The organism is Bacteroides gallinarum DSM 18171 = JCM 13658 (assembly GCF_000374365.1).
GTDB classification, from domain to species: Bacteria; Bacteroidota; Bacteroidia; order Bacteroidales; family Bacteroidaceae; genus Bacteroides; species Bacteroides gallinarum.
In genome coordinates this window covers 1-22,750 of sequence record NZ_KB894119.1, presented here as the reverse complement: position 1 = coordinate 22,750, position 22,750 = coordinate 1, and the positions used below count along the sequence as shown (strand labels likewise).

The 22,750-nt window shown below is 47.9% G+C and carries 17 protein-coding genes; 10 read left to right on the top strand and 7 right to left on the bottom strand.

The genetic code is table 11. From position 1 onward, the window contains the following. Positions 1–104 precede the first annotated feature (104 nt). The 5 genes from pgeF to C233_RS0104370 form a co-directional block, all read right to left on the bottom strand. A complete protein-coding gene (gene pgeF, locus C233_RS0104390; RefSeq protein ID WP_018666205.1) occupies positions 105–923 on the bottom strand; it encodes a peptidoglycan editing factor PgeF in 819 nt (272 codons plus the stop codon). Further along, on the bottom strand, positions 920–2,098 hold the full coding sequence (gene obgE, locus C233_RS0104385; protein ID WP_026314729.1) for a GTPase ObgE: 1,179 nt from the start codon (positions 2,096–2,098) through the stop codon (positions 920–922). The genes pgeF and obgE overlap by 4 nt, the downstream gene beginning before the upstream one ends. Before the next feature lie 331 nt (positions 2,099–2,429). Next, the gene (locus tag C233_RS0104380) at positions 2,430–3,002 is read right to left on the bottom strand and encodes an adenylate kinase (protein ID WP_018666203.1); all 573 of its coding nucleotides are present in this window, start codon (positions 3,000–3,002) and stop codon (positions 2,430–2,432) included. Positions 3,003–3,066: 64 nt separating this feature from the next. Then, complete coding sequence (gene hpt / locus C233_RS0104375) at positions 3,067–3,603, bottom strand: hypoxanthine phosphoribosyltransferase (protein WP_018666202.1); 537 nt, start codon at positions 3,601–3,603, stop codon at positions 3,067–3,069. 40 nt (positions 3,604–3,643) lie between these two features. Continuing rightward, the gene (locus C233_RS0104370) at positions 3,644–5,182 is read right to left on the bottom strand and encodes a peptide MFS transporter (protein ID WP_018666201.1); all 1,539 of its coding nucleotides are present in this window, start codon (positions 5,180–5,182) and stop codon (positions 3,644–3,646) included. Positions 5,183–5,480: 298 nt separating this feature from the next. On the opposite strand from C233_RS0104370, the gene C233_RS0104360 reads away from it, so the two are divergent. The 5 genes from C233_RS0104360 (at position 5,481) to C233_RS0104340 (ending at position 16,166) form a co-directional block, all read left to right on the top strand. Next, positions 5,481–8,549 carry a SusC/RagA family TonB-linked outer membrane protein gene (locus C233_RS0104360; RefSeq protein WP_026314728.1) on the top strand — a complete coding sequence of 1,023 codons (3,069 nt, stop codon included), beginning with the start codon at positions 5,481–5,483 and terminating at the stop codon, positions 8,547–8,549. A 12-nt stretch (positions 8,550–8,561) separates the two neighbouring features. Beyond that, positions 8,562–10,205, top strand: a complete 1,644-nt coding sequence (locus C233_RS0104355) for a RagB/SusD family nutrient uptake outer membrane protein (RefSeq protein WP_026314727.1) — start codon at positions 8,562–8,564, stop codon at positions 10,203–10,205. A gap of 17 nt (positions 10,206–10,222) precedes the next feature. Next, complete coding sequence (locus C233_RS0104350) at positions 10,223–12,034, top strand: SusE domain-containing protein (protein WP_018666198.1); 1,812 nt, start codon at positions 10,223–10,225, stop codon at positions 12,032–12,034. 15 nt (positions 12,035–12,049) lie between these two features. Then, positions 12,050–14,410, top strand: coding sequence for an alpha-amylase family glycosyl hydrolase (locus C233_RS0104345; RefSeq protein WP_018666197.1), 2,361 nt, complete (start codon positions 12,050–12,052; stop codon positions 14,408–14,410). A gap of 241 nt (positions 14,411–14,651) precedes the next feature. Next, positions 14,652–16,166 (top strand): bifunctional ADP-dependent NAD(P)H-hydrate dehydratase/NAD(P)H-hydrate epimerase, encoded by a 1,515-nt coding sequence (locus tag C233_RS0104340; RefSeq protein ID WP_025068607.1) that lies wholly within the window; start codon positions 14,652–14,654, stop codon positions 16,164–16,166. Between the two features lie 834 nt (positions 16,167–17,000). On the opposite strand, the gene C233_RS0104335 is transcribed toward C233_RS0104340, so the two are convergent. Next, the gene (locus C233_RS0104335; protein WP_018666195.1) at positions 17,001–17,681 is read right to left on the bottom strand and encodes a DUF5715 family protein; all 681 of its coding nucleotides are present in this window, start codon (positions 17,679–17,681) and stop codon (positions 17,001–17,003) included. A 148-nt stretch (positions 17,682–17,829) separates the two neighbouring features. On the opposite strand from C233_RS0104335, the gene truA reads away from it, so the two are divergent. The 4 genes from truA to C233_RS0104315 all read left to right on the top strand — a co-directional run bounded on the left by truA (position 17,830) and on the right by C233_RS0104315 (position 20,769). Next, positions 17,830–18,585, top strand: a complete 756-nt coding sequence (gene truA / locus C233_RS0104330; RefSeq protein WP_018666194.1) for a tRNA pseudouridine(38-40) synthase TruA — start codon at positions 17,830–17,832, stop codon at positions 18,583–18,585. Between the two features lie 91 nt (positions 18,586–18,676). Then, a complete protein-coding gene (locus C233_RS0104325) occupies positions 18,677–19,576 on the top strand; it encodes a DMT family transporter (protein WP_018666193.1) in 900 nt (299 codons plus the stop codon). Between the two features lie 16 nt (positions 19,577–19,592). After that, positions 19,593–20,063 (top strand): GAF domain-containing protein, encoded by a 471-nt coding sequence (locus C233_RS0104320; RefSeq protein ID WP_018666192.1) that lies wholly within the window; start codon positions 19,593–19,595, stop codon positions 20,061–20,063. Between the two features lie 55 nt (positions 20,064–20,118). Further along, positions 20,119–20,769 (top strand): DUF3256 family protein, encoded by a 651-nt coding sequence (locus C233_RS0104315; RefSeq protein ID WP_018666191.1) that lies wholly within the window; start codon positions 20,119–20,121, stop codon positions 20,767–20,769. 61 nt (positions 20,770–20,830) lie between these two features. On the opposite strand, the gene C233_RS0104310 is transcribed toward C233_RS0104315, so the two are convergent. Next, complete coding sequence (locus tag C233_RS0104310; RefSeq protein ID WP_025068606.1) at positions 20,831–21,721, bottom strand: YitT family protein; 891 nt, start codon at positions 21,719–21,721, stop codon at positions 20,831–20,833. Positions 21,722–22,294: 573 nt separating this feature from the next. Between C233_RS0104310 and C233_RS0104305 the strand changes: the two genes are divergently transcribed. Next, positions 22,295–22,636, top strand: a complete 342-nt coding sequence (locus tag C233_RS0104305) for an ISAon1 family transposase N-terminal region protein (protein ID WP_018666189.1) — start codon at positions 22,295–22,297, stop codon at positions 22,634–22,636. Positions 22,637–22,750: the final 114 nt, after the last annotated feature.

Here is a 22,750-nt window from a genome sequence, read left to right as displayed (position 1 = left end):
TAAGGTGTAAATGTAGGGCTGCCGGTTCCCTTCGGTTGCCGGCTGGGTACAAAAGTAGCCATAAACTGCAATTCTTTCAAATATAGAGGTTGCTTTCTTTCCGCTTAGACAGATGTTTTCAGCATGATGCCGCTAAGAATCCTGCCCGACTTTATGCCCAGCCTCCGTGCCGAGAAGAAGTCCTCATGCCGGGTATAGGTACAGATGCCTGCTGTCTCTACTTGGGCGTCGGGCACTCCGAAGTCCGAGAGTTGCAGGCGGTTGGCAGCCCATAAATCGATATGGTATTTGTGTGTTTCGGGTTTCCATACGGAGATGTATTCCATTGGGAAACTTTCGGTGCGGAAGGTGTCGTATACCTCGTCGCCTACTTCGAAAGAGGCGAGGGAGATGCCCGGACCTATGCAGGCTATGACATCTTCTCCTGACGTACCATAAACCGTCTGCATCCGGTGGAGGGTTTTCGCGAGGATACGGCCTGCCGTTCCCCGCCAGCCTGCATGGATTGCGGCAACGGCGTGATGCTGCTTGTCGTATAGCAGTATGGGAATGCAATCGGCGGTAGAGATACAGAGGCAGCAGCCGGGTATGCGGGTGATAAGTGCGTCGATGCCTTGCAGCATGTATTGCCGCTCGCCGGGCGTTGCATCCAGGTAGGTTTCGTCGATGATAAGGGAGGCGGTGCTATGGGTTTGAAAGGGGATAATCAGTTCCCGCGGCTGCTCGGGCAGGGCTGTGCACAGGGATGCCTGGTTTCTGCGTACGCAATCCGCATCATCTCCGGTATAGGGGGTGCAGTTGAAGGAGGCATAGTTGCCGGTACTGCACCCGCCGTGCCGGGTGGTTACAAAACAAGAAATGTCGGAATACGGGGCAAGCACCTCGTATCCCAACATGTTTTTATCTTTTGTAAGGAAAATCATTTTCCGTCTTCCTCCCAGTCTTCCTCCTCGTATTCGAAGTCTTCGAGTTCCTCGATGTCGTCATCGGTGTATCCGGAGCTGAGGTCTTCGGCTTCGCCTTCATCCTCCAGTTCTTCTTTCAGGTGGCTCATGTCTTTGGCACGGTGGGCGATGCTTTCCACTTTGCCTTCTATCTTGTTGCTTTCTTTGTTCAGTTCTTCCCACAGGATGTCTTTCAAGACGGAAATGCCCAGTCCGGAGATAGCCGAGATGAATACGTGCGGAATGTTTTCGGGCAGGGTGGGTTCTATTTCGTCCATTAGCTCCTGGTCTAACATGTCGCATTTGGTAACGGCAAGCACCCGTTGCTTGTCCAACATTTCGGGATTGAAGTTGCGCAGCTCGTTCAGCAGGATTTCGTATTCCTTGCGGATGTCGTCGCTGTCGGCGGGAATCATGAACAGCAGCAGCGAGTTGCGCTCGATATGGCGCAGAAAGCGGAGTCCCAGCCCCTTGCCGGCGCTCGCACCTTCGATGATACCGGGAATGTCTGCCATGACGAACGATTTTCCGTCGCGGTAGGATACGATGCCTAAGTTGGGCTCCAGTGTGGTAAAGGGGTAGTTGGCTATTTTGGGCTTTGCCGAGGATACCGCCGAGAGCAGGGTCGATTTGCCTGCATTGGGGAAGCCTACCAGACCGACGTCGGCCAGCAGTTTCAATTCCATGATAACCGTCATTTCCTGCATCGGTTCGCCCGGCTGGGCAAAACGGGGAGCTTGGCGGGTGGCGGTCTTGAAGTGCCAGTTGCCCAGGCCGCCGCGTCCGCCTTTCAGCAGAACGACTTCCTGGCCGTGCTCGGTGACGTCGCATATGTATTCGCCGGTTTCGGCATTGTACACTACCGTGCCGCAGGGGACTTCGATTACTTTGTCTTCTCCGTCCTTGCCGAAACTGCGGTTTTTAGACCCCGATTCTCCATGCCCTGCCATGATGTGGCGGTCGTAGCGGAGGTGCAGCAGAGTCCAGTAGTTGCGGTTGCCGCGAAGGATTACATGGCCTCCCCGTCCTCCGTCGCCTCCGTCGGGGCCGCCATTAGGGATGTATTTTTCGCGCCGCATGTGGGTGGAGCCTCGACCGCCCTTACCGGAGCGGCAGTATATCTTTACGTAGTCGACAAAATTCGATTCAGCCATATTCTTTTATTATTTAGGATAATGCGTGCAAAAATAGTCATTCTCCGGCATAAGCGGAAATTATACGGCTTTTTTTATCTGTATCCGGTTTTTGCAGTCATGAAGGTTTTCGGCGGGAGGATACGGGTGGAGGGGTGTTGGAGGTAGAAAACCGAATGAAATTTTCTTTGCAGGCTTATAAGCCGTACATTGAAGGAGGGGAGGGGGGGCGAAATTCACCACAGACTGCACGAATTCATACAGCCTGAATATAATTTATTGATTATCAATAAATATAATCTGTGCTAGCTCGTGTAATCTGTGGTGAAAAAAGGGGGTTGCCGCTTATGGCTTATTTTGCCGCGTCAATCGCCTTGCAGATGTCTGCCGTAATGGTTTCCAATTCGCCTGTACCGTTGATGTGTGCGTACAGCTTTTCGTTCTTGTACCAGTCTATCAGCGGGGCTGTCTGCGAGTGATATACGGTGAGGCGTTTCTTGATAGTCTCTTCATTGTCGTCGGCACGGCCTGATTCTTGCCCGCGCTTGATAAGGCGACGCATCAGTTCGTCTTCGGGTACGTCGAGGTCTAACATCACGTTTACGCTTTGTCCGCGTTCGGCCAGCATCTTCTTCAATGCCTCGGCCTGTGCAATGGTACGGGGAAAACCGTCGAATATAACGCCTTTGCTGTCCTTGAAGCTATCCAGTGTGCTTGCCAGGATGTCGATAATCAGCTCGTCCGGCAGCAGTTGGCCTTGGTCGATGTAGCCTTTGGCTGTCTTGCCCAGCTCGGTTCCGTTCTTGATTTCTGCGCGGAGCACGTCTCCGGTGGAAATGTGGTTGATGCCGTACTTCTCTACAATTCTCTCGCTTTGTGTTCCCTTGCCTGAACCGGGAGCACCGAAAATTACAATGTTCAACATTTGTTTAGCTATTATTTATGATTTACAATTCAATCTTTTTCTGCTCCGGTGTCTTCTCCCGGTTTCAGTCTACCACGGTATAGATATCGGGATAGTTGCGTCCGAATCCGTCGTAATCCAGCCCATAGCCTACGATGAAATCGTTGGGGATGTTCATGGCTACGTATTCGATGTTGAGGTTTACTTTCAGCTTCTGGGGTTTCACCAGCAACGAGGCGATGTGGATTTCCTTGGGGTTGCGCGTACCGAGGGTTTCCAACAGGCGCTGCATGGTGAGGCCTGTGTCTACGATGTCCTCGACGATGACGACGGTACGTCCGGATATGTCTTCGTTGATGCCGATGACTTCTTTGATAACTCCCGTGGAGGATACTCCCTGGTAAGAAGCGAGCTTTACGAATGAAATCTCGCAGGGAATGGTGATGCGCTTCATCAGGTCGGCGGTGAACATGAACGAGCCGTTCAGGACGCTCAGGAAAAGCGGGTTCTTACCCGCCAGGTCGCGGTTGATTTCATTCGCTACACGGGTTACTTCTTTCAATATGTCCTGTTCCCTGATAGAAACGGCGAACATCTTGTCTTTTATTTGTATGGTATCCATAAACGGGATTTTTTAGAAAGTTGGCGCAAAAATAGTGATTTTATTCTACTCCGTGCATCATCTTCTGCAATTTCTTTGAAAGCAGGAACAGGATGAGCGATGCGGCGGCGGACATCACGACGAATACCATGAAGAAGTCGTACATCGTCTCTATACGGTAGCCGAGCAGTGTTTTTACCTTGCCGGCTTCGGGGTAGAGGCCGCTCAGTGTTCCTGCGAACTTGTTGGCGGTGGCGGTGGAGAGATACCATATGCCCATCATCAGCGAGGCGAAGCGGATAGGGGTGAGCTTGTTTACCATGGACAGTCCGATAGGAGAAAGGGCAATCTCGCCCATGGTGTGGATGAAGTAAAGCCCCGTCAGCCAGATAAGGCTTACCTTGACGCCGGGTTGTACATCTTTTACGGCGAAGCAGATAACGAGGTATCCTAAGGAGAGCAGTAGTAGACCGATAGCTTGCTTGGTGGGGGAAGCCGGTTCCAGTCCCCGCTTGTTGAGGGAACCCCATACGCCCGGCATAATGGCTGCCAGTATCACTACGAAGAACGGATTGAACGACTGTATCCAGGAAGCCGGCATTTCCCAGCCGAGGATAACGCGGTCGGTCTGTTCGGAGGCGAAAAGTGTTAGTGAGGCGCCTGCTTGCTCGTAGGCCGCCCAAAAGAAGATTACGAAGAAGGCGATGATATAGATTACGAAAATGCGGTCGCGCTCTATCTTCGTAAGTGAGCCTTCCAGCAGGATGCTGACGGGGAAAACGATACAGGCTGTAAAGATGCCGATACTAATCCAGTCGTCGCCGAAACACCAGTAGAAGAATACGGCAAGCGCTGCTGCCAATGCTCCTAAGAGGAAGTAATTGCGTTTTTTCTTGCTGTTGTCTATGGCAGGCCGGGCGGCTGTCTTTGCCGCCTGCGGCTGTTCCTTCCGAGCGTCGGGGATGATGCCGAGTTGCTTGCCGTCGGGACCGATAAGGTATTTGTTCTTCTGTGTCTCGAAAAGCACGACTGTAAAGACGGTGACGATAGCGGCGATAAGGAATCCCCATTTGAAGTCGTGCGGGTTGCCGGTTTCGCCGAAATAGCCGCAAACCAGCGGGGCGAGGAAGGAGCCTACATTGACGCCCATATAGAATATGGTGTAGGCGGAGTCCAGCCGCCTGTCTCCCGGTTCGTACAGTTGTCCTACGAGCGAGGATACCGTAGGTTTGAAACAGCCGTTGCCTAATATGAGGAAGGTGAGTCCGCCATACATCAGCCAGTGCGACAGCCGGACGGCATCCAGCATGGAGGCACTGAAAAACATCAGGAACTGGCCTACTGCCATCATCATGGCGCCCCAGAATACGGAACGGCGGATGCCCCAGTATTTGTCGGCAATGTATCCGCCGATAAGCGGGGTGAGGTAAACCAATCCGGTGTAGCTGCCGTAGATAGAGGCGGCGTGTTCTTTGTCGAACAGCAGTGCCTGGGTTAGGAACAAGATGAAAATGGCACGCATCCCATAGTAACTGAAACGTTCTGCGGTACTGGTGGCGAAGATAAGGTAGAGTCCTTTCGGGTGTTTGGATGTACTCATCGGTTATGTTTTTATTGTCTTTGTCTTTCTTTTATGTCCGGGTTGCAAAAATAGCTATTCTTTAGGACACTCCTGCATTTTTTATCCTTTAAGTTTAGGGGTATGGCGATTGGGCTGTTACCGGAATCCTCATATGCAATCGTTTGCACAGTTGCGGAGTTTTTTTTGTAAACTTTGTACATCTCCGATTATATAAAATGAAATATTTTTGCGAGGCTAAGTAATGGATTATTGGTTAATTATTTTTTTTACTGAGTATAATAGCCTATTTATATTGTTAACTTTAATTATTTTATGCATGGAGCATGTTAATCTTAGAATCTATCGAACGATTCTTTCCCTGATTTTAGGGTTGTTTATGTCAGTGGGCGCTTATGCACAAAACATTACAGTGAAAGGGCATGTAAAAGATGCCATGGGCGGTGTGATTGGTGCGAACGTCGTAGAGAAGGGTAACACCGGAAACGGTACGATTACGGATTTGGACGGTAATTTTACGCTGAGTGTTCCGAAGGATGCTACCTTGGTAATTTCGTTTATCGGTTACAAAACGCAGGAGGTGGCGGCTGCCCCTTTGGTAACGGTTACTTTGCAGGATGATGCGGAGCTGTTGGAAACGGTGGTGGTAATCGGTTACGGCTCTGTGAAAAAGGAGGACTTAAGCGGTTCTGTCGTGGCTATCCAAGCGGAGGAGATGAATAAGGGTGCGGTTACTTCGCCCGAGGAGCTGATGATGGGTAAAGTGCCGGGTCTGGCTATCAGCCAGGGCGACGGCGGTCCGGGGTCGGGCTCTACTATCCGTATCCGTAGCGGTGCTTCCTTGAATGCAAGTAATGACCCGTTGATTGTTATCGACGGCATTCCCGTTGCCAACGATGCTGCTCCGGGTACTTCCAATGCGCTGTCTACGATTAATCCGAATGATATCGAGACGTTCACCGTGCTGAAGGATGCTTCGGCTACGGCTATTTACGGTTCCCGTGCATCCAACGGCGTTATCATCATCACTACCAAGAAGGGTACGCAGGATAAGATTAAGGTAACGTATAACAGTACGTATACCGTGAAAGACCCGTACAAGCGCATTGAAGTGATGAATGCCGACGAGTTCCGTGCGGCTGTCGCCAAGCAGTATCCTGTGGGTACGGCTTTGGGGGATGCTGCCAACGAGCTTGTCAACCTCTACCCGAAGCAGTCTACCGACTGGCAGGACGAAATCTACCAGGCGGGTTTGAGTACCGACCAGAATATATCGGTGGCGGGTAAGGCAGGTTTCCTTCCGTTCCGTGTGTCTTTCGGCTACAACAATGAAAGGGGTACGCTGAAAACTTCTAAATACGAACGCTATACCGGTTCGGTCAATTTGAGCCCTAAATTTTTCGATAATCACCTTACGGTGGATATTAATGTGAAGGGAACGATTAACAATAACCGTTTCGCCGATTCGGGCGCGGTAGGTGCAGCGGCTTTTTACGACCCTACCAAGCCGGTTTACGGCATTGACCCGGCAGACCCGGCTTATGCTAGCGATGTGTACAACTATAACGGTTATTGGAACTGGAGCAACGGGGCTAATAATCCGAACACTCTTTCGGCTGTCAACCCCCTGTCTTTGCTGTATGATGTGAATAATTCCGGTACGACGAAGCGCAGTCTGGGAAATATCCAGTTGGATTACCGGATACATGGACTGGAAGATTTGCATGCCAATCTGAATGTGGGCTATGATGTCGCTAAGTCTACCGGCGACAATTATGTAAATCCGGGTTCGTTCCAGTCTGCCAAGGACACGGATTTTAAGAACATCGGACAGGGAAGTAGTTGGAATAACCTGCGCCGCAACCACCTGCTCGATTTCTACCTGAACTATGTAAAGGATATCGAATCCATTCAGAGTAATATCAATGTAATGGCGGGTTATTCCTGGCAACATTTCTATTATAGGGATTACAGCATCAGCAAGTCCAATATCATGGATAATATCGGTGAGAAAGAAGGCTGGACTTATCACAAAGGCGAGAAACGCTACCTGAGAAACAATACGTATCCCAGTCCGTGGGAAAACTACTTGGTTTCTTTCTTCGGCCGTTTGAACTACAACCTGATGAACCGCTACTTGCTGACGGCCACCTTGCGTAACGACGGCTCCTCCCGCTTCAACAAGAATAACCGTTGGGGCTTGTTCCCGTCGGTAGCCTTGGCGTGGAGCCTTATCAATGAACCGTTTATGGAGAAAACGCACAATGTGTTGTCCAACCTGAAACTGCGTGTGGGTTACGGTGTAACCGGTCAGCAGGAAATCGGAGATTACCAGTTCATTACTAAATATACGTTCAGCAGCAGTCCGAGCGCTACTTACCTGGGTTCTTATTTGCTGAAACCGGACGGATACAGCCCCGACCTGAAATGGGAGCAGACTACGACTTATAACGTAGGCGTTGACTTCGGCTTTCTGAACAACCGTATCAGCGGTAGCATCGAGTATTACCAGAAGCACACCAAGGACTTGCTGAATACGGTGAATGTTGCTGCCGGCAGCAATTACACCAACCGTGTAGTGGCAAATGTGGGTACGATGAAGAATGAGGGTGTGGAATTCAATATCAATGCCGTTGCGGTACAGACTAAGGATTTCAGTTGGGATTTGGGCTATAACGTTACATGGAACACGAGCCGTATTACCAAGCTGACTGCCAATTTCAACCCTAACTACGAGGGAATCGATGCGGGTTCTGCATCCTATGGGAGCGGAACCGTGTTGCAGAAACACCAGGTGGGCTATGCGCCTTCTACTTACTGGCTTTTCCAGCAGGTGTACGATGAGTATGGAAATCCCGTACAGAATGCTGTGGTAGACCGTAACAACGACGGACAGATTACTGCTGCCGACCGTTATATGACGGACAAGAGTCCTATGGCGGATTTCTACATGGGTCTGAGCTCGCAGTTTACTTATAAGAACTGGGATTTGGGCTTCAACCTGCGTGCCAGCATCGGAAACTATGTGTACAATGCAAGCAATGCGGACGGCGGTTCGCTTAACTCATTCGGTAACCAGGGCTCTATCTCCAATTACAACAAGACGGCGGTAGAGAAGACCGGGTTCGTCCTGACGAGTTCTGCCGAGCAGAAAGCAAGCGATTTGTTCCTTGAGAATGCTTCGTTCCTGAAAATGGATAATATCACTCTGGGATATACATTCAAGAAGTTTATTACCGACAAATTGTCGGGACGTGTCAGCGTTTCCATGCAGAATGTGTTTACGATTACCAAGTATTCGGGACTCGACCCCGAATGCAATGCTATCGACCAGAATATCTGGCCGCGTCCCCGGACATTTACTTTAGGTCTTAATCTTAACTTTTAATTCGATACCATTATGAAACTTAATTATATAAAAGCCTCTTTTCTGGCATCAATGTTCATGTTTGGCGGATGTATCAACGATTTGGACGTTCTTCCGTTAGACCCCAATGTGGTTACCGCCGGCGAGGCTTATACCACGGCAGAGAGTTATACTAAGGCTCTTAACAAGATATACTCGGTGTGGGCGTTGTCCGGACAGGTGGATGCCGGTTCGTCCGACCTCGACGGGCTGGATGCGGGCAATACCGTATTGCTCCGCTGCTGGTGGACGGTACAGGAGAATACGACCGACGAAGCCAAGTGCGCATGGGGTGACAAATGGGTGTCCGAAATCAACCGCCTTACCTGGACTACGGCTGCCGTAGAGTCGTTGGAAGGCTTGTATCATCGTGCCATGTATGTGGTGAGCATCACCAACGATTTCCTGAAAAACATCGTCAATGCTCCCGAGGGTGTCGATAAGGAAGAATATGCTGCCGAAGCCCGTTTCTGCCGCGCATTGGCGTACTATGTGCTTATGGATGCGTTTGCCATTCCGCCGTTTGTAACAGAGGATAACATGTCGGCCACTCCTTCGCAAATCACACGTGCCGAGCTTTTCAATTGGATTGAGGGCGAACTGACGGAGATAAAGCCTGCATTGCCCGAAAAATATACCCAGTACGGCCGTGCCGACCAGCATGTGGTAGATGCTTTGCTGGCACGTATGTATCTCAATGCGGAGGTTTATACCGGGCAGGAACGGTACACCGACTGTATTACAGCCTGCAAGAATGTGATTGCCGGCGGTTACTCCCTGGCATCGGATTATGCCGATTTGTTCAAGGCCGATAACGGTGAGAATCCGGAAACGTTGAAAGAGATAATTTTCCCGGTTATTGCCGACGGTAATGTTACACAGTCTTACGGTATCGGCGCTATCATCTTGGGTTCACGTTCCGGTAGCGAGGGCACGGTAGAGAATTATGGCTGTAATGGCGGTTGGGACGGATTCCGTGCTACCGGTAACCTGGTTCGTGCGTTCCAGTTCTCGGATACGGACGAGTCTACGTGGTCGCCCGACAAGATATTGGATAATCGCGGTATCTTCTATAACGAAAACCGCTCTTTGGATATAACCACTTCATGTATCGGGACTTTCACTTCCGAGGGCTGGGCTGTTTATAAGTACTCCAATCTGAATAGCGACGGTACGCCCGGAAAGAACACGACTTTTCCCGACACCGATTTCCCGTTCTTCCGCTTGGCAGAGATTTACCTGACTTATGCGGAGGCTGTGGCACGCGGTGGCCAGGGCGGTGATATGGCTACGGCAGTGCAGTACATTAACGACTTGCGCAGACGAGGTTATAAGGCCGGTGTAACAGGTGTTACGATTGACGAGAATTGGCTGAGAGCCACGGCGTCCGTAAATGGAAGCACGGCTAATGTAGAGTTCGGAAACATTCTGAACGAGCGTTGCCGCGAGCTGTATTGGGAGGCTACCCGCCGCACAGACCTTATTCGTTTCGGACTTTTCACTTCCGGTTCGTACACATGGGCCGATAAGAGCGGAGTTATCACCGGAGTGGGTGTGGACGAGCGTTATAATCTTTTCCCCATACCGGAAAGCGACATCAGTGTCAACGCTAACCTGGAACAGAACCCTGGATATTAACTTAAAACAGAAAAGACATGAAAAATATAATCAATTATATAGCTGTGTTAGGTATCGCTCCGCTGTTCTGGGCATGCGATAGCGACCTGGAAACGGCAACCTACGATGAAACCGCAGCTAAGCCGGCAGTATTGGCAGCAATCAACGAGTCTTATGTACTCGACAGGAACAATACGGGTGCTACTGCCATAGAATTTACATGGGAGGCTCCGCAAATGGGTTATAATGCTGCCGTAACCAATAACCTGGAAATGGATGTGAAGGGTAAGGACTTCGGCGATAAGAAAGTGGTTCTGTCTGCATTGAGCGGTACTGCAACCAGTGTATCCGTTACGCATAAGGACTTGAACAACCGTGTACTCGAAATCCTTAAGGCATATAACATGGACGAAGGCCAGGTTGAACTGGAGTTCAGAATCAGCTCTACCATTTCGGAGGCAGCATCGGCTATATTGTCGAATGTAATTTCTACTAAGGTCACTCCTTATAATAATGAGGGCAAGGTAGCCGCCAAGCTTACCGCAATCGAAGGCAGCTATGTGCTGGACGAGACTCAACCGGATGCAACTGCCCTGACTCTGAACTGGGAACCTGCCTATGTGGGTGATGATTTGACCCCGATATATAAAGTGGAAATAAATTTGGAAGAGAACAATATCTTTAACCGGGAAATCGTTGCTACTTTGAAGGGTGAGACTTCGTACAGCTTTACTACCGCTGAACTGAATAACCTGGTAATCGGCTTGCTTTCCAAATATGAGCAGGAATTCGGGACGGCTAAGGTATTGTTCCGTATTTTGGCATCGAGTTCAAGCACCGACCCCCAATTGGCGTCCGAAGCTGTTGAAACCCTGATAACTCCTTACGGGGAGAGTGTGCAGATAAATGCACCTGCCAACGTAGACCTTTCAACCGATGATTTGACATTGACATGGACTGCCGGAACCGGTGAGAATATGCGTTATAATATCGAAATGGACCTTGCAGGAAAAGACTTTGCACAGAAAATGGTGGTTGCTGCTGCGGTAGAGGGTACTACATACGACGTAAACCGTGAGGAACTGAATAAGTGGATAGGTTATTTGCAGTTTGTTTATGATGAAAATACGACCGGTAAGGTAACGGCAAACGAGAGCCGGGATGTAGAATTCCGGGTATGTGCTTATTCGGATAACAATCCGGTGGCTGTTCCGTCGGAGGCTGTGACGGTAGCGTGTGGACGTTATTATGAGGAGAATGAAGATATATTTTTAGTAAATGGAGTTTATAATGGTTGGAATACTATTAATGGTCTGAAACTTTATAATAAAGGTAATAATACGTTTTCCGGTATGATTTATCATAATTTCTTAGGAGAATGGCTATTGTATAAAGGAGACTGGGAGGATAAGTGGTGGAAGTACGCTTCTGAACTCAAAAATAATGAGGGGGAAGTTCAATTCTCCAAGGATGCTTCCAACTGTCCTTCTTTGACTACTCCTTGTTGGTATTTCTCTTTCAATGGTAGTAATCAAAAATTGTATTATAAGAAGCCTGCCAATACTTGGAGCGTTTCAGGTCAGTCCGGTAGCAATACTTTTGCACAAAGCATGTACCCTTTGAACGATGACAATAACTATTGGTTGGAAACAAGCATGGATATGCAGCAAGGTACGACATGGATTATCAGCTCCGATATCGATTCTGCTGAAAATATAACTCCGGATAAAGTCAACGGAAACTTTATGAAAAAGGACGATGCACATTTCTTGATACCCGAAACAGGAAATTACACAATCAAATGGTATTTCAACTATGCAGAGCCTTTCATTGTCATAATAAAAAACTAACAAAAAGGAATACTTATGAAAAAATATATAATCTACCTATTATACTTGCTGCTGGCACTCCCTTGCTTTACAGCATGTAGTGATGACGACAAGCCGTTCCTGCTCACCCGCGAACCGGAAGAAGAAAACCAGGACGGAAATGTTGACGAGAATTTCGACGAGAGCAAACTGGTAGACGGCTTCAACTTCAACCCTATGCAGGAAGTTGCCGCCATTCCCGATGCCGATAAGCAACTGGATATTTATTTCAAGGCAAATGAAGAATCCGCCTTATACGGTCATACCGAGGATTGCTATCTGCATGCCGGTATTATCGTAGATGGTACATGGACTTGCGTACCTGCGGCTTGGGATGAAAATCTGGATAAATGTAAGATGAACCTGATAACCAGCAATGTATGGAAAATTTCATTGACACCTTCCATTCGCGAATGGTTCGATAGCGGGGATACTCCGATAGAAGAACTCGGTTTGCTTATCCGTAGCGCCGACGGCACGATGAAAGGGTTGGAAGAAGACTATTTCACAGAAACATCCGACAGCAAATTCAGTGGTTTTACTCCCGGTGAGGTTGTAGAGGCTACCATGCCCAATGGACTCGAATACGGTATTAATATCATCGACGATTCAACCGTAGCATTGGTGCTGTACGAGAAGGATAAAAACGGTAACCGCAAGGATTACGCCTATGTAATGGGCGACTTTAATGACTGGAAGCTGGCAAACGATGAAACTTCCCGGATGTATCGCGATGAGGCTGCCGGTTGCTGGTGGATTTTGTTGAATGGCTTGGATAGGACTAAGGAGTATGCTTTCCAATACTATCTCGGCGACAAGAATGAAGAAATGCGTATTGCAGACCCGTACTCGGAGAAAATCCTTGATTCGGGAAACGATTCTTATATTCCCTCCTCGACTTATCCGGAATCGATGCGCCAATACCCGGAGAAAGGTGCAGGCGTGGTGTCTGTTTTCAAGATTGCAAAAGATAACTTTGCATGGAAAAACGATGATTTCAGGATTGAAGATAAAAACAACCTCATGATTTACGAACTGCTTTTGCGTGACTTCAGTGAAACCGGAGATTTGAATGGGGCAATGGCCAAGCTGGACTATCTGGAAGACCTGGGAGTGAATGCCATAGAGCTGATGCCCGTGCAAGAGTTCGACGGTAACGATAGCTGGGGCTACAATCCTTGTTTCTATTTTGCTATGGACAAAGCCTATGGTACGCAGGAGATGTACAAAAAGTTCATCGACGAATGCCATGGCAGAGGTATTGCGGTAATTCTGGATGTGGTATATAACCATGCTACCGGCAGTCATCCGTTTGCACGTTTATACTGGGATTCCAAGAATAATCAGACGGCCGATAACAATCCGTGGTTCAATGTAACGGCGCCGCATCCGTATAATGTGTTTCATGATTTCAACCACGAAGAACCTATGGTACGCCAGTTTGTAAAACGCAATCTGGAGTTCTTGTTGAACGAGTACCATATAGACGGGTTCCGTTTCGATTTAACGAAAGGGTTCACTCAGAATAAATCGGATGAAGGTAGCGCCTCCAACTATGATGCTTCCCGTATCAATATCTTAAAGGATTATTATAATACGATACAGTCTGTTCGCCAGGATGCGGTCATGATTATAGAACATTTCTGCAATGAAGATGAAGAAAATGTTCTGTCTGCTGCGGGTATATTGCCGTGGTGTCAGATGAACGATGCATATTGCCAGTCGGGCATGGGATATCAGGAGAGAAGCGGATTCGAGAACAGTAGATTCAAAGAAGGCTGGGTCGGCTTCATGGAAAGCCATGATGAAGAACGTACCGCTTTCAAGGCGAAAGCCTACGGTAACGGTGCAGTAGGCCAGAATTTGAAATACCGTATGAACAGTATGGCTGCCAATGCTGCTTTCTGTTTCATGCAACCGGGTTCCAAGATGTTGTGGCAGTTTGGTGAAATGGGATATGATATTTCCATTGAGGACGGCGGACGTACAGGCAAGAAACCGTTGCATTGGGAGTACTTGGATAATCCGTACAGGAAGGAACTCCACGATGTATATACTAAGCTCTTGAATTTGCGCCAGGTCAAGCCGGATTTGTTCAGGAGTAATTATATCGTAGAGAAAAAAATATCGGAATACAATTGGTGGGGCGGACGAGGTCTCAAAATAGAGAATGGAAGCGATAAGATTGTAGTAATCGGTAATTTTACCCCTCAGACCATAAACAATTATAGTGAAATCAGTTTGGACGGCGTTTATTACAATTATATCACAGGCGAGCCGAAGCCGGCGGTGGTTTCTGTCCCGGCGCACGGTTTTGTCATATACACGAGCTTTGAGCCGGCTACATTATCCGATTGACAGTTTGTCTGTTTAAAAGGATAATTCCGGATAATCCTTAAATGACAGTGGTCTTGTGATAGGACCGGTTGCTCCCCGAAAGTCGGAATTCTGGCTTTCGGGGGGCTTTTTTTATAGTATCCTGCGGAATGGAACATTCATTTTGCGGAATAGTCCGTAGGAAACGTAAGCTAAAACATACGACCGCATTGGAATTTTTTTTCGTACCTTTGCTCTTGACTTAAAAGAATAAGCTGCGATGATAAAAATATTTCCTACCATTCGAATAAAAGAGCTGGATGCTTATACGATAGAGAACGAGCCTGTTGCTTCCATAGACTTAATGGAACGCGCTTCGCAGGCGCTGGCAAAAACGATATCCGAACGCTGGGATACGGATACTCCTTTTGCAGTGTTTGCCGGACCCGGCAATAATGGTGGAGATGCCCTGGCTGTTTCACGCCTGCTGGCAGAACAGGGTTACCGGGTGGAAGTGTATCTTTTCAATACGAAAGAAACTTTGTCTCCGGATTGTGCAGCCAACAAAGAACGTCTGGTAGGAGTTGCCGGGATAGATTTCCATGAAATAACTACCCAATTCACCCCGCCGGTACTGACGGCGGAGCATGTCGTGATAGACGGGCTGTTCGGCAGCGGGCTGAACAAACCTCTGAGCGGCGGTTTTGCGGCAGTGGTGAAGTACATCAATGCTTCTCCGGCTACGGTAGTCTCTATCGATGTGCCTTCCGGTCTAATGGGAGAGGACAATACTTATAATATACAGGTAAATATCATCCGTGCCCACCTGACATTGAGCCTGCAACTGCTCAAGCTTGCCTTTCTCTTTGCCGAGAACGAGCCGTTCGTGGGCGAATGGCAATTGCTGGATATCGGTTTGAGCGAGGAGGCTATCGATGAAATGGAAACGGATTTCGTACTGGCAGAGCATGAAGATATGCCGCCATTGCTGAAACCGCGTGGTAAATTCGCCCATAAGGGGAACTTCGGGCGTGCCTTGCTGATAGCCGGTTCACAGGGAATGGCGGGTGCGTCGGTACTTGCGGCACGTGCGTGCCTGCGTTCCGGGGTGGGGTTACTGACGGTTCATGTACCTTTCTGCAATAACTTTATCGTGCAGACTTCCGTGCCGGAAGCCATGACGGAAGTGGATATAAACGACCTGCGTTTTTCTTGTGCCACCGATACCGACGATTACCAGGCGGTAGCTATCGGTCCAGGTTTGGGTAAGGCGGGTGATACCGAGACGGCTTTACTGGAGCAGATAGAGTCTTGCCAGACTCCTATGGTGGTGGATGCCGATGCCTTGAATTTGCTGGGAGAACACCGTAGCTACATCGGCCGCTTGCCCAAGGGCAGCATCCTTACTCCGCACCCCAAAGAGCTGGAACGATTGGTAGGGAAATGCCAGAATTCGTACGAACGGCTGATGAAAGCCGGCGAGCTGGCAAAGAGCGCCGGAGTACACATTATATTAAAGGGAGCTTATTCCGTTGTCGTTTCGCCGTCGGGGAAGTACTGGTTCAATATTACCGGAAATCCCGGTATGGCAACTGGTGGTAGCGGCGATGTGCTTACGGGTGTTGTATTAGCCTTGTTGGCGCAGGGATATGATGCGGAAACTGCTGCGCGTATGGCTGCTTATGTTCATGGCTTGGCAGGAGATATTGCTTGCAAGAAGCATGGGGTAATGGGGATGACGGCAGGAGATATTGTTACTTGCTTGCCGCTGGCATGGCGGATGCTGGAGGAGAAATAATGAGGCACTGTCTAAAATTTTGTGTAAATGTAAGCGGGCACTGTTCATAATTTTGTGTAAATGAAAACGGGATTCAGTTATAAGTTCTCTTATATCAGCAGTGTCCAAAATATTGTGTAAACGAAAACGGGATTCAGATGTAAGCGTTCTTATATCTGGATTTTGTTTTCAAAGATAAGCATAAACTGGTTCATAATCAATCCCCAGTTTTATTTGTTCATTTATTTATTCATTCATTTGTTCATTCATTCATTTGTTCATTCATTCATTTGTTTATTCATTCATTTGTTTATTCGTTCGTTCATTCATTCATTTATTTATTTATTTATTTATTTATACTGGTTTCATTTAGTAGTTTCTAAGCCTGAAAGGCTTTCATCTTATAGCCCGGGGTAACACCCCGGGTATGGATGTTTTTATGTTTGCGCCCTGTAAGGGCAAAAGATACATATACGAGTCTTTTGCCCTTACAGGGCGCGATATCAATTGTTCACATATTCCCGGGGTGTTACCCCGGGCTATAAGATGAAAGGCTTTCAGCCTTAGAGGTAAATTAGGCTTTCGTTTGTATGTTGGGTTCTCTTTTTGTAAATTGCATATTAATGTTGATATTCCAATGTTCTAATATCCCAATATTACAAATACTCCAATATCCCAATATCCTAATATTCCAATATTTTCAATGTTCTATATCCCAATATTACAAATACTCCAATATTTCAATATCTTAATATTCCAATATTTGCAATATTCTGATATCTCAATATTCCAATACCCCAATACTCTCAATATTCCAATTATCTCAATATATTATATACTAACAGATTTGCATTTTCACATTCTTGTAGTAATATGGAAACAACCTTGCTTCAGCTCATATTTAACGTAACATTTCTCCGCTTTCTTCAAGTCGCGCAGTACCTCGGACAGTACCAGTTTCAGGGTGTCTGCACTGACATCCTGTAACGGGCGTCCGTCCTCATCTTCTACCTTTTGAAAGCGTTTCCAACTGACATCGAACGTAGTACCGTAGAAATGGGCGGAATTTGCGGATGCATTGACATTACGGCGGCGCAAACGTTTCACATCATCTTTCGTACGCAGCACGGAAGTAACCGTAATCTTGTTCGGATTCAACCCTTTGGCTTCCAGAGAGTCGAGGAAGTTATAGCCTATCGTATCGAGCAAAGAGGCTGCTCCCGGAATAAGGTACGGAATGGAATGTGTCAGCGAGTCCACCGCATATAAATCATTGGTTGCGATATGCCGTAACTTCTCTTTCATCGCCTCCGCCTCCTTGCGTGTTGCCAGCGGACGGATGCCGATAGCCTGCGCAATTTTCAGGTGGGTTTCGTTCAAGTCACCGAAGGAACGTTTGTAGCTGATGACACCCCGTATATTGCGGGGTTCGTTCAGTTTGAGGGACATATCTTTCTTTTTGCATCCTGCCAGGCAGCAGGTCATCGCTGTACTCACCAGTAAAAACAGAGCGATAAAACGGCTTTTGCTATACATAATTGCTTCTAATCAGTGTAAATCTGTGTTATTTGTGGTAAAAAACTCCGCAAAGATAATGTAATCCGTCAGAACAACCGGAAGAGTTTGCTGCTTTTTTCCTGCCTTTTTGTACCTTTGCAGCCGAATTCAGGAAGTAAAAAGAAACGTGCAACGATATTTTATCTATTTAGCTTACGACGGTACAGCCTATCACGGCTGGCAAATCCAGCCTAACGGTGCGAGTGTGCAGGAGTGTCTGATGAAAGCACTCTCCACCTTGTTGCGCCGTGACGTGGAGGTGGTGGGTGCGGGGCGTACCGATGCCGGCGTACATGCTTCCTTAATGGTGGCGCATTTCGATAGCAACACCCCGCTGGATACGGACTTTATGACGGACAAGCTGAACCGCCTGCTCCCTCCGGATATTTCCGTTTACCGTCTGCGTGCCGTGCATCCCGATGCCCATGCACGTTTTGATGCTACGGCGCGTACATACAAGTACTACGTCACTACCGCCAAGATACCTTTCGACCGCCAATACCGTTGCCGTCTGTTCCAGACTCCGGATTTCGAGCGGATGAACAAAGCCGCGCAGACTTTGTTCGAATATACGGACTTTACCAGTTTCAGCAAGCTGCATACCGATGTCAAAACAAATAATTGCAAGATAATGTATGCTGCCTGGACGCAGGTGGACGACGTAACCTGGGTATTTACCATTCAGGCCGACCGTTTTCTGCGGAATATGGTGCGTGCCGTGGTGGGTACATTGCTCGAAGTCGGCAGGGGCAAACTCTCTGTTGAGGGCTTCCGCCGGGTTATCGAACAGAAAGACCGTTGCCGTGCAGGAACATCCGTTCCCGGCAATGCATTGTTCCTGGTAGATGTTGCTTACCCCGAAACAATCTTTATCAGCGGTTAGCGGTTACCTTATTAGCGGTGAGCCGTCGGCAACGTTCCCTCATGGTATAGCCAATTCATAACTTATAATTCATAACTCATAAATCGACCAAATGTGGTTATTATTAGCCTTTCTCTCGGCAGCCTTGCTGGGATTTTATGATGCCTTCAAGAAACAGGCGCTCAAAGACAATGCCGTACTTCCGGTCTTGTTCCTGAACACGGTATTCTCCAGTTTGATATTCCTGCCGTTTATTCTTATATCGGCTTTCGCTCCTGCGGTGTTGGGCGGTACGATGTTCGACGTTCCTGCGGTGGGGTGGGAGGTACATAAGTTCATTATCATCAAGTCTTTCATAGTCCTTTCCTCGTGGATATTCGGGTATTTCGGAATGAAGCACCTGCCGCTCACCATTGTAGGCCCTATTAATGCTACGCGTCCGGTCATGGTGCTTGTAGGCGCCATGCTCGTGTTCGGCGAGCGGCTGAATCTTTATCAGTGGGTAGGTGTGGTGCTGGCGGTGCTGTCGTTCTTTATGCTGAGCCGTTCCGGTAAGAAGGAAGGTATCGACTTCAAGCACAACAAATGGATTCTTTTCATTGTGTTGGCAGCCGTAACGGGAGCTGTCAGCGGGTTGTACGATAAGTATCTGATGAAACAACTGCCGCCTATGGTAGTGCAATCCTGGTACAATATATACCAGGTATTCATCATGTGCCCCATTATCCTGTTGCTATGGTATCCCAAGCGGAAGGAGAGCACCCCGTTCCGCTGGGACTGGACTATTATCGGTATCTCCGTCTTTCTTTGTGCGGCGGACTTCGTGTATTTCTACGCCTTGAGCTATGAAGACTCCATGATTTCTATCGTTTCGATGGTGCGGCGCGGTAGTGTGGTAGTCTCCTTCTTGTTCGGCGCCCTTTTCTTCCGTGAAAAGAATTTAAAAAGCAAGGCGATAGACCTTATTTTGGTGTTGATTGGAATGTTCTTCCTATATTTGGGCAGCAAATAAAGCTTTTTGACGGATTATGGCCGAAGACTTATGTATCAGTAATGGCAGTAAGGAAGAGAAATACCGTACACTGCTCCCGCAAATCAAATGCCTGATTGCAGGCGAGGACGACCTCACCGCCAATCTGGCGAATGTTGCGGCGGCACTGAAAGAGACTTTCAGTTTCTTCTGGGTAGGTTTTTATCTGGTGAAGGGAGAAGAATTGGTGCTTGCACCCTTTCAGGGTCCGGTAGCTTGTACGCGGATAAAGAAAGGACGGGGCGTTTGCGGGAAAGCATGGGAGAAGGCCGAAACGCTGGTCGTTCCGGATGTGGATGCCTTTCCGGGACATATTGCGTGCAGTTCCCTGTCGCGTTCGGAGATTGTGGTTCCGCTGCTTCGTGCGGAGGGAGAAGTGTGGGGTGTGCTGGATGTGGATAGTGAAAGTCTGAACGGTTTCGATGATGTGGACGCACATTTCCTGCGAGAGCTGTGCTCTTACTTATGATGCGTTTCGGTTGGAAAAATATAAAAATTAGTATCGGTAAAAATAATAAGATGATATGATGAAGAAGTTGGTAGTCTTTTTGTTCGTAATATGTATGGGAGCCGGTTCTTTGCCGGCGCAATCGGCAAAGGCGTGTTTTACCAGTATGCCCGATTCCCTGAGCCCGCTGCTCACGGCTGTAAACCGTGCCGACTTCATCGACTTCCTGGAGAGCAAGATGAAAGCCGAGGTAACCAACCGTTTGGGTGGAAAGTCGGAAATGACGGAGCTTACCTCCGATTATATCCGTGTACAGGTAGCACCCCAAAGCTCCTGGCAGATGAAACTGTTGGCCGTGAACGACACTACCCGGCTTATCTGTACCGTTGCTACCGTATGTGCTCCGGCTTGCGACAGCCATATCGACTTCTATACCTCCGATTGGAAGAAATTACCGTCCTCATCCTATCTGCCGGCACTTCCCGCTATGGACGACTTCATTGCACCCGCTTCCGATACGACAGATGTGTACCGCTACCAGGATGCCCGCCTTCAGGCGGATATGCTCTTGATGAAAGCCGACCTTTCAGCCGGAGATGCCACACTTATCTTTACTTTTACTACTCCCGATTATATGGAAAAAGAAGCGGCGGAAAAGCTGAAACCGTTTCTCCGCCATCCTGTAAGTTATGTCTGGAAAGAAGGAAAGTTCGTTCGCTCCGAATGAATTAGAGTGACTAAAGCAGCGGAAATTGTCCGGTGAGTTGAACCGGCAATTTCATTGAGCCTTACTTCACCTTAATCTTGTCGAATCCTTCCCCATACACTCCGATTACCTGGCTTTGCGATACGAAGGCATTCGGGTCTATGTCTTTTATCAACCGGAAGATAATGGTCGATTCCCGTTTCTTGGCAAGGACAAACAGCATCTTTATCTCCTTGCCGGTATAGAAGCCCGAGGCATTGATTACCGTTGCGCCCCGGTGCGGATATACGTTGATATGCTTGGCTATCTCTTCGTACTTCTCGCTGATGATGAAGAACTGTACGGATTGGCGTGCGCTATTCACCACCTGGTCTAATACGAAGCTGCAAATGTATAACGTGACATAACCGTACACTACCTTTTCCCAGTCTTTCAGCACGAAATAACTGGAGGAGATGATAATGAGGTCGCAAATCAGCATTACCCGTCCCAATGTGATATCCCTGTATTTATTGATGATAGCGGCGATGATGTCTGTTCCGCCCGTGCTTCCGTTCGAGGAAAAGGCGATACCGATACCACCTCCGCAGAAGGATGCACCGATAACGCATGCCATAAAAGGCTGGTCGTGCAGCAGTTGGACGCCGGCCGCCAGTTGCTGGATAACAGACAGGAAGAAGGTCAGGGTAAAGACAGCGAAAATTGTCTTGATACTGAATTTCCAGCCTAAGATGCGGATAGCAAGCAGCAACAGCAGGAAGTTGATACCGAAATAAACATATTGTACCGGTAGCCCCGTTGCGAAATATACCAGTGAGGCGATACCTGGTACACCGCCTGTGGTAATGTCATTGGGGAGCAGGAATACCGTCCACCCGATACCGTACATAATCATGCCTAAGGCAATCATCAAATAATCCCGCATTTCACGAAACACATTCTGCCGGGAAGGAATTGGCACAATCGTTCTCATTTTATCATTTGTTTTCATTCTGACATTTTTAATTTGCGGGCAAAGATAGTGAATATTAAGAATGGGAATTCTTTGAAGTCCGGTTTTATTTATCGGTCGAGGTCTTAAAAAAGCGTGAGGGCTTGTGTTATGTCTATTCAGTATTCGGGGCTCTGGCAAGCCGTAGACCTAATAGGCAACAATTCTCACGCCTAAAGATAAATAAATGTGAAGAAATTGTTACTATTATCGTGGCTATATTGAATTTACCGAACTTCGAATCATAAGGGTGATAGCTATCGCTTCTTACGTTTTTTTACTCATAAATCATAACTCTGTTCTTTTACTGTTTTCATAGTAAATAAGATATATTGTAAATACAGAATAAATGTTTTACACAGACGGTATGGACGAATATTTTCTTTCTGTTCAGGCTATGCATAAAGCGAGTAATCATCCCGGTTTTTACGTTGACTCTTTTCCCGGTTTACATCTTGGTTTACATGTACCCTCTGATTAATCGGGTCAACGTAAAAATCTGAGGAGTATATCTGATAAAATCTTATCTTTGCCTGCAACAACAGCACAGTAATTATGGAAGCTAACGGTTATCGTCTCCTTCTTCCCGAAGGGATATTGGATTATTTCAACATTTCCGATGTAAAGGAAAGCAGTAGTGAAATCGTGATTTACCTGGAAGAGAAAAATGAGCTTCCCGGTGAGTATTCGAATGTCAAAGTGGAAAGCAAAGGCTTCTACGCTCCTGTGGTGGTTCAGGACTTCCCCGTCCGTGGCAAGCATCTTTTCCTGAATATCCGCCGTCGCCGTTGGATTTTGAAAGACGAGGGGCGTTACGTAAGCCGTAATTGGAAACTGGTGGCGGAAGGCAGCCGTATGACGCATGAATTTGCGTCTTTTTTAAAAGAATTATATTGATACGCTTCCTGTCAGTTGTAAGCTGCTGGGGAGCCTGTTCGGTGTGGACGGTGAACTTCTTGAACGTCAATACCGCAATCACCTGAGCGGTTATCTGAAATGGGAGTCTCTTCC

What these genes read in the sequence shown, in the direction of transcription:
- C233_RS0104315 (WP_018666191.1), top strand. Translation starts at nt 20,119, where the DNA reads ATGATGAAGAAGTTGGTAGTCTTTTTGTTCGTAATATGTATGGGAGCC.
- C233_RS0104350 (WP_018666198.1), top strand. Translation starts at nt 10,223, where the DNA reads ATGAAAAATATAATCAATTATATAGCTGTGTTAGGTATCGCTCCGCTG.
- C233_RS0104355 (WP_026314727.1), top strand. Translation starts at nt 8,562, where the DNA reads ATGAAACTTAATTATATAAAAGCCTCTTTTCTGGCATCAATGTTCATG.
- C233_RS0104305 (WP_018666189.1), top strand. Translation starts at nt 22,295, where the DNA reads ATGGAAGCTAACGGTTATCGTCTCCTTCTTCCCGAAGGGATATTGGAT.
- C233_RS0104320 (WP_018666192.1), top strand. Translation starts at nt 19,593, where the DNA reads ATGGCCGAAGACTTATGTATCAGTAATGGCAGTAAGGAAGAGAAATAC.
- C233_RS0104310 (WP_025068606.1), bottom strand. Translation starts at nt 21,721, where the DNA reads ATGAGAACGATTGTGCCAATTCCTTCCCGGCAGAATGTGTTTCGTGAA.
- C233_RS0104335 (WP_018666195.1), bottom strand. Translation starts at nt 17,681, where the DNA reads ATGTATAGCAAAAGCCGTTTTATCGCTCTGTTTTTACTGGTGAGTACA.
- C233_RS0104345 (WP_018666197.1), top strand. Translation starts at nt 12,050, where the DNA reads ATGAAAAAATATATAATCTACCTATTATACTTGCTGCTGGCACTCCCT.
- C233_RS0104380 (WP_018666203.1), bottom strand. Translation starts at nt 3,002, where the DNA reads ATGTTGAACATTGTAATTTTCGGTGCTCCCGGTTCAGGCAAGGGAACA.
- C233_RS0104370 (WP_018666201.1), bottom strand. Translation starts at nt 5,182, where the DNA reads ATGAGTACATCCAAACACCCGAAAGGACTCTACCTTATCTTCGCCACC.
- C233_RS0104360 (WP_026314728.1), top strand. Translation starts at nt 5,481, where the DNA reads ATGGAGCATGTTAATCTTAGAATCTATCGAACGATTCTTTCCCTGATT.
- hpt (WP_018666202.1), bottom strand. Translation starts at nt 3,603, where the DNA reads ATGGATACCATACAAATAAAAGACAAGATGTTCGCCGTTTCTATCAGG.
- obgE (WP_026314729.1), bottom strand. Translation starts at nt 2,098, where the DNA reads ATGGCTGAATCGAATTTTGTCGACTACGTAAAGATATACTGCCGCTCC.
- C233_RS0104325 (WP_018666193.1), top strand. Translation starts at nt 18,677, where the DNA reads ATGTGGTTATTATTAGCCTTTCTCTCGGCAGCCTTGCTGGGATTTTAT.
- pgeF (WP_018666205.1), bottom strand. Translation starts at nt 923, where the DNA reads ATGATTTTCCTTACAAAAGATAAAAACATGTTGGGATACGAGGTGCTT.